This window comes from Streptomyces sp. ADMS, from assembly GCF_033441795.1.
Taxonomy (GTDB): domain Bacteria; phylum Actinomycetota; class Actinomycetes; order Streptomycetales; family Streptomycetaceae; genus Streptomyces.
Window position 1 is genome coordinate 12,792 of sequence record NZ_JAVFVX010000047.1, and the last position, 12,731, is coordinate 25,522.

Sequence of the window (12,731 nt, forward strand, 5' to 3'; positions counted from 1 at the left end):
CACACAGGGTCAGACCTCCGCCTTCCCCTTCCCGCTCGCCAGCATCAGCACCAGGTAGAGCACCATCGAGGTACCCAGGCCCACGGCCCAGCCGTAGTCCGCCAGTGCTGACAGTGCCGGGATGGGCCTCCCGTCGATCAGCGGCGCGAAGTTGGCGCCGCCGACGGCCAGCACACCGCCGACCACGAAGGCGACGACCGCACGCCAGTTCCAGCCGCTGTCGTACCAGTAGCGTCCGCCCGTGCGGTAGAGGTCGGCGAGGTCGAGCTTGCCGCGGCGCAGGATCCAGTAGTCGGCGATGAGGATGCCGGCGACCGTGCCGAGGAGACCGCCGACCAGGCCGAGCCAGGTGAAGATGTAGCCCTGCGGGTCGGAGTACAGCTTCCACGGGAAGATCAGGACGCCGAGGACGCAGGTGGCGAGCGCACCGGCCCGGAAGCTGATCTTCCGGGGCGCGATGTTGGAGAAGTCGAAGGCCGGGGAGACCAGGTTGGCCGCGACGTTCACGGACAGGGTCGCCACCAGCACGGTGACCAGGGCGAACAGCAGCCCGAAGACGTTGTCGGTCTTGGCGGCGAGCTGTACCGGGTCCCAGATGGCCTCGCCGTACACGGCCTGCGAGCCCGAGGTGACCATCACGGACAGGAACGCGAACAACGTCATCGTGGTGGGCAGACCAAGAGCCTGTCCCCACGTCTGGGCCTTCTGGCTCTTCCCGTACCGCGTGAAGTCCGGGATGTTCAGGGACAGCGTGGACCAGAAGCCGATCATGCCCATGAGGGCGGGCGCGAAGATCTTCCAGAAGTCCGCGCCATAGCCCAGCTTGGAGGGCTGGTCGAGCAGCGGACCGAAGCCGCCGGCCTTGTCGGCCATCCACCACAGCATCACGCCGGCGCCGACGAGGACGAAGGGCGCGGCCCAGTTCTCGAAGCGGCGGATCGTCTCCATGCCCCGGTAGATGATGGCGACCTGGATCACCCAGAAGATGGCGAAGGACAGCCACATGGTCCAGGCGTAGCCGCCGATCTTCCCGGCGTCGCTCCAGCCGTTGCCGATGAGCTTGCCGGCGAGAAAGTAGATCGCCTCGCCGCCGATCCAGGTCTGGATGCCGAACCAGCCGCAGGCCACCAGTGCCCGCACGACAGCGGGAAGGTTGGCGCCTCGGATGCCGAAGGAGGCGCGGGCGAAGACGGGGAAGGGGATGCCGTACTTGGGCCCGGCATGCCCGGTGAGCAGCATCGGGATCAGCACGATCACGTTCGCCAGGGCGATCGTGAGCACGGCCTGCTTCCAGTCCATGCCCACGGCGATCAGACCCGAGGCGAGGGTCCAGGAGGCCGTGTTGTGGGCCATGCCCACCCAGAGAGCCGAGAAGTTGTACGTGTTCCAGGTGCGCTTCTCGACCGGAACCGGCAGCAGGTCCTCGTTGGCGTACGGCCCGCTGGGAGCAGGCGCGTCGGGGGAGATCTCCACCCGGCCGTCGGGGAGGGTGACTTGGGAGGACGGCGGTATGGCCGTGGGAGCGGTGTCGGTCATGGGCAGGCCAATCAAAGAGATGGGTCGGGAAAGGCCGTGCGGGTGGCGCGTTGGGGGACGCGCACAGGACACCCGGAGGCGTCCTGACCTCCTCCCCGGCAACCTGAACGCCGGGGAGGAGGAGTTGACGGGTGCGTAACACAGCGGGGAGTTCGGGTGGGTCAGGCGTTGACGGCCGGGATCACCGTCGACCCGTAGGCGTCGATGACCTTTTCCTGGGCGTCGTGCATGTCGTAGACGGCGAACTGGTCGACGCCCAGTTCACGCAGCTTGTTGAGCTTCTCGATGTGCATCTCCGGGGTGCCGATGACGCAGAACCGGTCGACGATCTCGTCGGGCACGAACTGGGTGTCGGGGTTGTCGGCCCGTCCGTGGTGGGAGTAGTCGTAGCCCTCGCGGGCCTTGATGTAGTCGGTGAGTTCCTCGGGTACGGCGGCGGAGTGTTCGCCGTACTTCGAAACCAGGTCGGCGACGTGGTTGCCGACCATCCCGCCGAACCAGCGGCACTGGTCGCGGGCGTGGGCGAGCGCCTCGGGCGAGTCGTCCTCGGTGATGTACGCGGGGGCGGCGACGCAGATCTTCACCTCGGACGGGTCGCGTCCGGCGGCGACGGCCGCGTCCTTGACCGTCTTGACCATGTACTCGGTCAGATAGAGGTCGGAGAGCTGGAGGATGAACCCGTCGGCCTCCTCGCCGGTCATCTTGAGCGCCTTGGGGCCGTACGCGGCCATCCAGACGGGGAGTTCGGCGCCCGGCCGCACCCACGGGAACTTGATGACGGTGCCGCCGAGGTCGGCCTCGTCGCCGCGGCCGAGCGAGCGGATGACCTTCATCGCGCCACTGATCCGGGCCAGGGTGTTGGGCGTGCGGCCTGCGACGCGCATCGCGGAGTCGCCGCGGCCGATGCCGCACACCGTGCGGTTGCCGAACATGTCGTTGAGGGTGGCGAAGGTGGAGGCGGTGACCTCCCAGGTGCGGGTGCCCGGATTGGTGACCATCGGGCCGACCGTCAACTTCTCCGTGCTGGAGAGGATCTGACTGTAGATCACGAACGGTTCCTGCCACAGCACGGCGGAGTCGAAGGTCCAGCCGTACGTGAAGCCGTTGCCCTCGGCGCGCTGCATCAGGCTGACGACCCGTGAGGCAGGAGGATCGGTTTGGAGGACAAGTCCGAAGTCCATCGGTCTCCTTGCAAAGATCTGGTAGGTTTCGTTCGCCCCGCAAAGGGCCGGTTCGGGCTGGACCGCAGTCTTCGGATTGGAAGCCCCCTCATCGACGGGGCGGAGTCACGAGCACTGCTCCTACTTGCTGCGGCGGAACCTCACTGGAGGTACTGGCAAGTTGAGCGGGGCGTGTACTGACCGTGGCCGGCACGCCCCGCAAACTCCCGCTCATTGATGACGAGTTCGCCCCGCGAGAGGACGGTCTCGACGCGGCCGGTGATCCGCTTGCCCTCGTACGCCGAGTAGTCGACGTTCATGTGGTGCGTCTCGGCGGAGACGGTCTGCTCGGCCGCCGGGTCGTAGATGACGACGTCGGCGTCGGCGCCCGGGGCGATGGTGCCCTTCTTCGGGTAGAGGCCGAACATCCGGGCCGGGGTGGCGCAGGCGATCTCGATCCAGCGGCGTCGGCTGATGTGCCCGTCGACGACGGCCTGGTGGAGGAGGTCCATGCGGTTCTCGACGCCGGGAAGGCCGTTGGGGATCTTCGAGAAGTCGCCGCGGCCCAGTTCCTTCTGCCCCTCGAAGCAGAACGGGCAGTGGTCCGTGGAGACGACCTGGAGGTCGTTCGTCCGGAGGCCCCGCCACAGCGCGGCCTGGTGGTCCTTGGGCCGAAGGGGCGTGCTGCACACGTACTTCGCGCCCTCGAAGTCCGGCTCGGCGAGGTTGTCGGTGGACAGGAACAGGTACTGCGGGCAGGTCTCGCCGAAGACGTTGAGCCCCTCGTCGCGCGCCCGTGCCAGCTCGGCGACTGCCTCCTGCGCCGAGACGTGGACGACGTACAGGGGTGCGCCGGCGACCTGCGCGAGCTTGATGGCGCGGTGTGTGGCCTCGGCTTCGAGGAGGGCCTTGCGGACCTCGCCGTGGTAGCGGGGGTCGGTCTCGCCACGGGCCAGGGCCTGCTCGACGAGGACGTCGATCGCGATGCCGTTCTCGGCGTGCATCATGATCAGGCCGCCGTTCTCGGCGGAGCGCTGCATGGCGCGCAGGATCTGGCCGTCGTCGCTGTAGAAGACGCCCGGGTAGGCCATGAACTGCTTGAAGGAGGTGACGCCCTCCTCGACCAGCAGGTCCATCTCCTTGAGCGTGTCCGGGTTCACATCGGAGACGATCATGTGGAAGCCGTAGTCGATGGCGCAGTTGCCGTCGGCCTTGGCGTTCCAGGTGTCGAGGCCGTCGCGCAGCGACTGGCCGACGCTCTGCACGGCAAAGTCGATGATCGTGGTCGTACCGCCCCAGGCGGCGGCCCGGGTGCCGGTCTCGAAGGTGTCCGAGGCCGCGGTGCCGCCGAACGGCAGTTCCATGTGGGTGTGCGCGTCGACGCCGCCGGGGATGACGTACTTCCCGGTGGCGTCTATGGTCCGCTCGGCCGTCCAGGCCTCGGCGGCCGCGGTGCCGCTCGCGGCAAGGGCGGCGATGCGGCCGTCCTCGATCAGGACGTCGGCATGGATCTCGTCGGACGCGGTGATGACGAGGCCACCCCGGATGACGGTACGGCTGCTCATGCTCCCTCTCCTTCCGGTCGTACGTGCACTGGTGTTTCCCTGCGGATCCCTGCGATCCCTCCCGGAGGACGACGCCGTGGGCCCGGCCCCCGTGACCGGGCCCACGGACGACAGGGAATCGCCGTCAGGGAGCGGTCAGCGGGCCGTACGCGTCGGGGCGGCGGTCGCGGAAGAACTGCCAGCGGTCGCGGACCTCGCGCAGCTTGGCCAAATCCAGGTCGCGGACGACGAGTTCGGTCTCCTTGTCGCTCGCCACCTCGCCGACGAACTGCGCCTCCGGGTCCACGAAGTACGAGGTCCCGTAGAAGTCGTTGTCGCCCAGTTCCTCGACTCCGACCCGGTTGATCGCGCCGACGAAGTACTCGTTGGCGACGGCCGCCGCCGGCTGCTCCAGCTGCCACAGATAGGCGGACAGGCCGCGCGAGGTGGCCGACGGGTTGAAGACGATCTCGGCGCCTTCGAGGCCCAGCGCACGCCAGCCCTCCGGGAAGTGCCGGTCGTAGCAGATGTACACGCCGATCTTGCCCACGGCGGTCTCGAAGACCGGCCAGCCCGCGTTCCCCGGGCGGAAGTAGAACTTCTCCCAGAACCCGGCGACCTGCGGGATGTGGTGCTTGCGGTACTTGCCGAGGTACGAGCCGTCCGCGTCGATCACGGCGGCCGTGTTGTAGAGGACTCCGGGCTGTTCCTCCTCGTACATCGGCAGAACGAGGACGATGCCCAGTTCCCTGGCGAGCGCCTGGAAGCGCTTGACGATCGGGCCGTCGGGGATCTGCTCGGCGTACTCGTAGAACGCCTTGTCCTGGACCTGGCAGAAGTACGGTCCGTAGAACAGCTCCTGGAAGCACATGACTTGAGCACCCTGGGCCGCGGCGTCGCGGACCGCCTGCTCGTGGACCTGGATCATCGACTCCTTGTCGCCCGTCCAGGCGGTCTGGAAAATGGCGGCGCGAATCACCCTGCTCATCGGGACCTCCGGTCACTCGGTGTACGGCGAGCCTAGGAAGCCCGGAGAGCGGGTTTGAGTTGCACGGTGTCACGCCTGCGGGCGTTCGGCGTTCCACGGTGTCACCCTGGCGTCGGCCCATGTTTCACCACTGTTTTCGCAGGTCCTCTGATGTTTCGGAGCGGTAAGACGGAGCGTTGGAGGAAGCGGTCATCGGTTTTGCTGAGCATCGTGCGCGAGAAGCGCGATATGCACGGAGGCGGCCTGCTCGAAGTCGTCGAGATCGAGCCCGAGCCGCGCCTGTATCGCTTCCAGCCGCCGGTAGAGCGCGGGCCGCGAGACATGATGCAGTTGCGCGGTACGTGACTTGTTGCGCCCGGTGGCGAGATAGGTCCGCAGCACGGGGAGCAGCTCGGACTCGCCCTCGGCCCCGCACAGCAGCCCGTCCAGCTCCCGCTCGGCGAACGACTGCACATGCGGATCGTCCCGCAGCAGCCGGACAAGGCCGCGCAGCCGTACGTCCCTCAGGTGCACCAGCACCGGCAGTTCCTGCCCCGCCGGAGTTTCCGCGACGGCCGCGGCGACGTGCAGCGCCTCGCGCAGTCCGGTGGGTACGTCGTCCCAGGACACCAGCGCGTCGGCGGCGGCCACGACGGTCCGGCCCCCTCCTGTCTCGGTGCGCAGCCGGAGCGCGAAGTGCGCCGCCAGTGCCTTGGCGTCCTGGTCCCGGGCGAGGCTCAGCAGGACGGCGGTGGCGTCGTCGGCGAGCTCGGCGACCAGCCCCGGCAGCCCCAGCAGGCGCAGTACTCGGTCGAGTTCGGCGGGATCGCCGTCCCGTACGACGAGCGGCACGAAGGTCCGCCGGTTGACGGGCAGTCCGGCCGCCCGCGCCCGCGGAAGCAGTTGCCGCGCCGGTACCACTCCGCTCACCAGATCCGTCAGCAGACTCTGCGCGGACTGCTCCTCCCAGGTGCGCACCGAGCCCCCGAGCATGCGGTGGAGCACGAGTGCCTCGGCGGCCCGGTCGGCCAGCAGCCGTCCGGTCGCGGCGTCACCCCGGTACCCGCACAGCACGATCCGCCCCCAGCGTTCCCCGCGCCCGCCCAGCTCGGCCCGGATCCACCCGTCGCCCTCGCTCCCGCCGGCCTGCCGGGAGATACGCTCCCAGTCCCGCAGCACGTCGTCGACGGCCGACCGCTCCCCCGACGTGGCGAGGACGCGGTGCGCGAGGTTGGTGACGACGACAGGACAGGCGCTGTGCGAGGCGATCTCGTCGAGGAGGAGTTGCAGCGGGGCGCCGGAGGTGATGAGCCCCGTGAGAGCGGTCCGTACCGCTTCGGACAGGCTCACCGCGGCGAACTTCCGCCGTACGAGCCGGGACTGGACCTCCTCCGTCAACTCCGCGAAGGGGAACGGCCGATGGAGCACCACCATCGGCAGCCCGCACCTTTCGGCCGCGCGCCGCATGACGTCCGGCGGCGCCGGGAAGGCGCGGCCGAGCCCGAGCACGACGGCGGCCGCCTCCGCCCGGTGCAGCGAGCGGATGTACTCGGCCTGGGCCTCCTCGTCCCCGGCGAGCAGCACCCCGGTCGTGAGCACCATCTCGCCGCCGCTGAGCATCACGCCGACATCGGCGGCCTCGGCGACATGCACCCAGCGCACGGGCCGGTCGAGCTGGCCGGCGCCGGCCACCACCTCGGGCTCGCCCGCGAGCACCCGTTCCAGGCCGAGGACCCGACGGACCGACAGGGCGGGTTCCAGGGTGGTGGTCATACGGTGCTTCCCTTGCTGTGGTGTTACTGGACGCAGCTCCTCAGAGCACGTTCGAGGATCGCGGCGCCCTCCTCGGCCTCCGCGACGGTGAGCGACAGCGGCGGGGCGACGCGCAGCGCGCTGGTGTTGTGGCCGCCGCCCTTGCCGAGGAGCAGCCCTTCCTCCCGGGCTGCCTCGAGCACGGCTGCGGCGGTCTCCGGATCGGCGGTGTCCGTACCCGGCTTCACCAGCTCGATGCCGATCATCAACCCGCGACCACGGACCTCCCGTACGCCCGGAAGCTGCGCGGCGACGGCCCGCAGCCGTTCGATGAGCAGCCCGCCGACGCGCCGGGCGTTGCCCTGGAGATCGTGTTCCAGGAGGTAGTTGAGGTTGGCGAGGCCGGCCGCCATGGTGATCTGGGTGCCGCCGAAGGTCGAGATGGAGTTGGAGTCGAGGCAGTTCATGACTTCGGCGCGGGCCACGACCCCGCCGATGGACATGCCGTTGCCGATGCCCTTGGCGAAGGTGAGGATGTCCGGCGGACCGTTCTCCGCGTGCGCCTGCCAGCCCCAGAAGTGCTCGCCGGTGCGGCCCCAGCCGGTCTGTACCTCGTCGGCGATCCAGAGGATGCCGCGTTCCTGGAGCACTCGACGGAAGGCGGCGTACAGCCCGTCGGGCGGCGAGGTGAAGCCGCCGACGCCCTGGATGGGCTCCGCGATCAGGGCGGCGGGCGGACGGACGTGTCCGAGCAGGTCCTCCAGGTCGGCGACGCAGGCGGCGATGAACTCGTCGTCGCTCAGATCGGCGTACGGACCACGGGTGCGGACGCCGCCGTGGACGTACAGGGTCTGGAGCGGGGACAGGGAGGTCGGTGACCAGCCCTTGTTGCCGGTGATGCCGACCGTGCTGAAGGAACGGCCGTGGTAGCTGTTGCGCATCGCCAGGATCTGGTTGCTGCGCCGGTAGGAGGTGGCAAGGAGGAGAGCGGTGTCGTTGGCTTCCGTGCCGGAGGTGGTGAAGAAGACGCGCGCGTCCGGGATGCCTGACAACTGGGCGATCCGCTCGGCGAGTTCGACCATCGGCCGGTTGAGGTAGAGCGTGGACGAGTGGATGATCCGCCCTGCCTGTTCGCTCACCGCCTTGGTGATCTCGGGCAGCGCGTGCGCGGTCATCGTGGTGAGGATGCCGCCGAAGAAGTCGAGGTACTGCTTCCCGTCCGCGTCCCACACGTACCGGCCCTCGCCGTGCGTGATCTCGATCGGATCCGCGTAGTAGAGGGCGAGCCAGTCCGGCAGCACCGCCTGGTGACGCCCGTACAGATCACTCACGGCTGCACCAGCCCTTCGTACGCGTCCGGCCGCCGGTCCCGGTAGAAGGCCCACTGCTGCCGGACTTCCTCGATGAGATCGAAGTCAAGATCACGGACGACGAGTTCCTCGTCCTTGTCGCTGGCGACCTCGCCGACGAACTGGCCACGCGGGTTCACGAAGTACGAGGTGCCGTAGAAGTCGTTGTCCCCGTACTCCTCCTGGCCGACCCGGTTGATGGCGGCGACGAAGTACTCGTTGGCGACGGCGGCCGCGGGCTGCTCCAGCTGCCACAGGTGGGAGGAGAGGCCCCGGTGGGTCGCGGACGGGTTGTAGACGAGCTGCGCGCCGTTCAGACCGAGCTGACGCCAGCCCTCCGGGAAGTGCCGGTCGTAGCAGATGTAGACGCCGACCTTCCCCACGGCCGTCTCGAAGACGGGCCAGCCAAGGTTGCCGGGTTTGAAGTAGTACTTCTCCCAGAACCCCTTGACCTGCGGAATGTGGTGCTTGCGGTACTTGCCGAGGTAGGTCCCGTCGGCGTCGATCACAGCCGCGGTGTTGTAGTAGAACCCGGACTGCTCGATTTCGAACACGGGAACGACGATGACCATGCCGGTCTCCCGGGCCAGCTCCTGCATACGGGTGACCGTCGGTCCGTCGGGGACAGGCTCGGCCCACCTGTAGTGCTCGGGCTCCTGGACCTGGCAGAAGTAGGGGGCGTTGAAGACTTCCTGGAATCCGATGACCTTGGCGCCCTGCCGGGCGGCCTCACGGGCGTGCTCCACATGTTTGGCGACCATGGACTCGGTGTCGCCGGTCCAGGTTGCCTGGACCAGAGCGGCACGTACGACGTTGGCCATGACCTGCTCCTTCGGCTGGACGTCAGAAGCCTCTACGCCCGTAGACAAAGGTCGTAGGGGCTTGAAAGTAAGCCTCCGGAAGAGCCTTGCCAAGACCATCGCCGTTAACCCGCGGAGTCGATCACGTTTCACACTCCTGTGGGCGAGTCGGGGCCGGCCGGATCAAGCGCTGTGCCCGGCGACGCGGAGGGCGTGCACCAGATCCCAGTACCGGTCCTCGGAGGCGCCCCGGGCCGCCTCCAGGAGCAGCGGTACGAGGCGCTGGGGGTCGGCGGCGACACTGCGGGCGGCCTCCTCGGGAGTGCGGACCCGGACGTACGCATCCAGCAGCGCACGCACCTCACGCTGTCTGCCCTCCTCGACGAGCCCGAGCACGGCATCGCCCACCTCCTGGGCCGGCCGTGCCATGCCCTGCCGCAGAATCTGCTGGCCGTCGGTCCCCCGCCCCGCCGCGACGAGCGCGTCGGCGGCGGCGACCAGCCGGTCGGCCGGCAGGGAGGCTGCCTCCCAGAGCAGGGTGGCCCAGTCGGCGCCGAGCCCCGCGCGGTGCAGCTCGGCGGCGAGCAGCGGGAAACGGGCGGCGGGCCAGTGGGCGGCCTCGACGAGCAGCGCGTGCGCCTCACCGCTGTGTCCCTCGCTCCGCAGGCGTACGAGGGTGCGGACGGCGTCGATGGTGTCGTGCCGGGCGTCGTCGTCCAGCGCCTCCCGCTTGGGCGCAGCGGGCTGCGCGGCAGCGGCGGCCCCGGCGAACCGCGCCCCGCGCGGGGTACGACGGCCCGCGGCGGCGGGCGCGGCCGCAGCCGGTGCGGGGGCGGGGGCGGGGGCGGGGGCGACGGTGGGCGTGGCACCGGTGTCCGCGTCGTCCGTCATCCCGGCGAAACGGGCACCGCCACGGTTGCGGCGCCTGGAGCGCTGTTTGGGGGCGCGCTCGGGTTCGGGCTCGGGGGCGACGACGGAAGCCGGAGGCTCGTACCAGTCGGCGGGGATCTGCGGTGCCGTGCGCTCGGCTGGGTGCTCGGGGGTGCCCGGAGCACCGGCCTGGCGGGCGGCGGGGCGGGTGCCGTCGTAAGCGTCCGGACGGGCGGAAGGCCGACTGCCGTCACGCCAAGCGGACCCATCGCCATCGCCACCCTGCCCGCCGGAACTGCGGTCGTCCCCGTGACGGGCGCCGTCGAGAGCCTCCCGGTGGACTGAACGCCGACTACCGTCACGCCAAGCGGACCCATCGCCGTCGGCGCCCTGGCGGCCGGGGTCGTGTCCGTGGCGGGCGGGAGTGGGGCCGTCCGGGGCCTGCCGGGGTGAGCCGCGGCCGTCCTCGTATCCGGTGTGCGGACGGCCGTCCGCCCCCTGCCGACCGGCGGTGCGCTCGTCGTCGTACCCGGCCGCCGTGCCGTCGTCCCGACGCTGCTCTTCGGTCTCGGTGCGCTGCCTCGGCAGGAGCAGTGGGTCGACGGGGTGCGGGGCGTTCTGGACGCGGCCTGCGAACAGGTCCGCCTCCTCGTCGCGGTCGCGGCGCGGACCGGCCGCTCCGCTCACCGCCCGGCGGGCCAACTGCTCCAGCCTGGAACGGAGTTCGACGCAGCGGGCAGAAGCGCGTTCGTGATCGTCGCGGGCCCACGCGAGGTCGAGGCGGAGACCCTGGGCCTCCTCGTGGGTGGCGGCGGAGGCGAGCAACCGCCCCAGTTCGGCGAGCCGTTCGGCGGCGTACTTCTGTTCGCGGAGCATGACGTCGAGCCGGTCGCCGAGGGTGTCACGGGCGCCGGGGCGGGTGTCGAACGCGGTGAGCGACGCCTGATGCAGGGCACGTGCCCGCTCGGCCTCGGGGGTGACCGCGCCGGTTCCGTACTCGGTCGCGAGGTCCTGGAACAGCGCCTCCACGACGTCCCAGGGCGGAACTTCGTACCCCTCCAGACAGGCACGCATGCCGTCGGGGTCGCGCTGCCAGAACACGCCGCACCAGCCCGCACCCTGGTCGAGGCGGGCCAGCAGGCCGCTCAGATACTGCGCGAACTCCCGCACCTGCCCCGGGAGTTGTTCCAACGCCATGACGTTCACCCCATGCCCGACCGGAGTCTCCGCCCCGTAGAAAACACCAGTCGTGTTACGGATGCGCTACGCGGGATTTTCGGACCGGACGCAGAGTACCGCGCACCCAGCGCAACGTGATGTGAACCACGGTCACTATGGCCAAAACCGCGCCCCGGAGTTCACGCCGCCACCGGGGCGAGCGGCGTGCACTGCCCGACCAGTTCGTCCATGGACAGTCCGAGGACCTTCGCGAGCGCCGCGACCGTGAAGAAGGCAGGGGTCGGCGCCCGACCGGTCTCGATCTTGCGGAGCGTCTCGGGAGAGATACCGGCGCGGGCCGCGATCTCCGCCATGCTGCGGCCACCACGCGCCGCACGCAGCAACCGGCCGAGCCGCTCGCCGCGTTCACGCTCTTCGGGGGTGAGAGGAGTGCGTACCATGACGCCATTCTAATACCGGTATAGTAATTGGCATGGTGGAACTGAAGACGGACACAGCGATCGATGCCATGTACGAGACGGGCCAGGTGGTCGGCAGAGCCCTGACCGCCGTCCGGAAAGCCGCTGACGTGGGCGTTTCCCTCCTGGAGCTGGACGAGGTGGCGCACGACGTGCTGCGCGCGGCCGGGGCGACCTCCCCCTTCCTCGGCTACCGCCCCTCCTTCGCGCCCACCCCGTTCCCGGCGGTGATCTGCGCCTCGGTGAACGACGCGATCGTGCACGGCATCCCGGACGGCTACCGGCTGCGCGACGGCGACCTCGTCTCCATCGACTTCGGTGCCGAACTGGGTGGCTGGGCCGGCGACTCGGCCATCAGCTTCATCGTGGGCGAGCCGCGCCCGGCCGACGTACGGCTCGTCGAAACCGCCGAGCGGGCCCTCGCGGCGGGCATCGCGGCGGCGGTCGTCGGCAACCGCATCGGCGACATCGCGCACGCCGTCGGCGAGGTGTGCCGTACGGCGGGATACGGCATCCCGGACGGCTTCGGCGGCCACGGCATCGGCCGGCGTATGCACGAGGACCCCCCGGTCCCGAACGAGGGCCGCCCCGGCCGGGGCATGCCGCTGCGTCACGGCCTCGTCCTGGCGATCGAGCCGATGCTGATCGGCAGCGGCAAGGACGGCTACCACGAGGCCCCGGACGGCTGGACCCTCCGCACGAACGACGGCTCCCGCGCGGCCCACGCGGAGCACACGGTGGCGATCACGGAGTCGGGACCGCGGGTGCTCACGGCGCGCCAGGAGGCGCGCACGAGCAGCAGGTGACCTTCGGCTCCATGCGCATCAGGCGGCACCTCCGCCGACGCGGAGAGCATCGCGGCCCTGTACACGGCCAGTTGGCGCAGCGCGTACAGCGCGCTCATGCCCGCCGCGTACCTGGACGGCCCGCCGGCCGCGGAGCACCTCGCGAAGTGGCGGGCCCGCACGGCTGCGCTGTCCGCCGGCCGGTGTCCGCCGCTCGCCGAGCAGGACGGCGAACTGCGCGCCGCATCCGTCCGGACGCGGCCGGGGACGGCCGGGTCCACGTGGACAACCTGCATGCCCGGCCGGGCCACACCGGTACCGGAATCGGCCG

At 70.0% G+C, this 12,731-nt stretch carries 10 protein-coding genes; 1 reads left to right on the top strand and 9 read right to left on the bottom strand.

What is annotated here, in order from left to right:
• Positions 1 to 9: 9 nt before the first annotated feature.
• The 9 genes from RB628_RS21130 to RB628_RS21170 all read right to left on the bottom strand — a co-directional run bounded on the left by RB628_RS21130 (position 10) and on the right by RB628_RS21170 (position 11,597).
• On the bottom strand, positions 10 to 1,536 hold the full coding sequence (locus RB628_RS21130) for an NCS1 family nucleobase:cation symporter-1 (protein ID WP_318322064.1): 1,527 nt from the start codon (positions 1,534 to 1,536) through the stop codon (positions 10 to 12).
• A gap of 161 nt (positions 1,537 to 1,697) precedes the next feature.
• Positions 1,698 to 2,717: a TIGR03842 family LLM class F420-dependent oxidoreductase gene (locus RB628_RS21135; RefSeq protein ID WP_318322065.1), complete on the bottom strand. Its 1,020-nt coding sequence runs from the start codon at positions 2,715 to 2,717 to the stop codon at positions 1,698 to 1,700.
• A gap of 140 nt (positions 2,718 to 2,857) precedes the next feature.
• Positions 2,858 to 4,261 (bottom strand): dihydropyrimidinase, encoded by a 1,404-nt coding sequence (gene hydA / locus RB628_RS21140; RefSeq protein WP_318322066.1) that lies wholly within the window; start codon positions 4,259 to 4,261, stop codon positions 2,858 to 2,860.
• A 124-nt stretch (positions 4,262 to 4,385) separates the two neighbouring features.
• Complete coding sequence (locus RB628_RS21145; RefSeq protein WP_318322067.1) at positions 4,386 to 5,228, bottom strand: nitrilase-related carbon-nitrogen hydrolase; 843 nt, start codon at positions 5,226 to 5,228, stop codon at positions 4,386 to 4,388.
• A gap of 189 nt (positions 5,229 to 5,417) precedes the next feature.
• A complete protein-coding gene (locus RB628_RS21150; protein ID WP_318322068.1) occupies positions 5,418 to 6,980 on the bottom strand; it encodes a PucR family transcriptional regulator in 1,563 nt (520 codons plus the stop codon).
• 23 nt (positions 6,981 to 7,003) lie between these two features.
• On the bottom strand, positions 7,004 to 8,290 hold the full coding sequence (locus RB628_RS21155; RefSeq protein ID WP_318322069.1) for an aspartate aminotransferase family protein: 1,287 nt from the start codon (positions 8,288 to 8,290) through the stop codon (positions 7,004 to 7,006).
• Entirely contained in the window at positions 8,287 to 9,129 is an 843-nt protein-coding gene (locus RB628_RS21160) for a nitrilase-related carbon-nitrogen hydrolase (RefSeq protein WP_318322070.1), read from the bottom strand. Before RB628_RS21160 ends, RB628_RS21155 begins: the two co-directional genes overlap by 4 nt.
• A 162-nt stretch (positions 9,130 to 9,291) precedes the next feature.
• Entirely contained in the window at positions 9,292 to 11,175 is a 1,884-nt protein-coding gene (locus tag RB628_RS21165; RefSeq protein WP_318322071.1) for a hypothetical protein, read from the bottom strand.
• A gap of 161 nt (positions 11,176 to 11,336) precedes the next feature.
• On the bottom strand, positions 11,337 to 11,597 hold the full coding sequence (locus RB628_RS21170) for a helix-turn-helix transcriptional regulator (protein WP_318322072.1): 261 nt from the start codon (positions 11,595 to 11,597) through the stop codon (positions 11,337 to 11,339).
• 32 nt (positions 11,598 to 11,629) lie between these two features.
• Here RB628_RS21170 and map point away from each other — a divergent pair, with 32 nt between their 5' ends.
• Positions 11,630 to 12,421: a type I methionyl aminopeptidase gene (gene map / locus RB628_RS21175; protein WP_318322073.1), complete on the top strand. Its 792-nt coding sequence runs from the start codon at positions 11,630 to 11,632 to the stop codon at positions 12,419 to 12,421.
• The last annotated feature ends 310 nt before the right edge of the window (positions 12,422 to 12,731 follow it).

Bases quoted from the DNA above. Each gene is read 5' to 3' on its own strand.
- RB628_RS21130 (WP_318322064.1), bottom strand. From the start codon at position 1,536: ATGACCGACACCGCTCCCACGGCCATACCGCCGTCCTCCCAAGTCACC.
- RB628_RS21135 (WP_318322065.1), bottom strand. From the start codon at position 2,717: ATGGACTTCGGACTTGTCCTCCAAACCGATCCTCCTGCCTCACGGGTC.
- hydA (WP_318322066.1), bottom strand. From the start codon at position 4,261: ATGAGCAGCCGTACCGTCATCCGGGGTGGCCTCGTCATCACCGCGTCC.
- RB628_RS21145 (WP_318322067.1), bottom strand. From the start codon at position 5,228: ATGAGCAGGGTGATTCGCGCCGCCATTTTCCAGACCGCCTGGACGGGC.
- RB628_RS21150 (WP_318322068.1), bottom strand. From the start codon at position 6,980: ATGACCACCACCCTGGAACCCGCCCTGTCGGTCCGTCGGGTCCTCGGC.
- RB628_RS21160 (WP_318322070.1), bottom strand. From the start codon at position 9,129: ATGGCCAACGTCGTACGTGCCGCTCTGGTCCAGGCAACCTGGACCGGC.
- RB628_RS21165 (WP_318322071.1), bottom strand. From the start codon at position 11,175: ATGGCGTTGGAACAACTCCCGGGGCAGGTGCGGGAGTTCGCGCAGTAT.
- RB628_RS21170 (WP_318322072.1), bottom strand. From the start codon at position 11,597: ATGGTACGCACTCCTCTCACCCCCGAAGAGCGTGAACGCGGCGAGCGG.
- map (WP_318322073.1), top strand. From the start codon at position 11,630: ATGGTGGAACTGAAGACGGACACAGCGATCGATGCCATGTACGAGACG.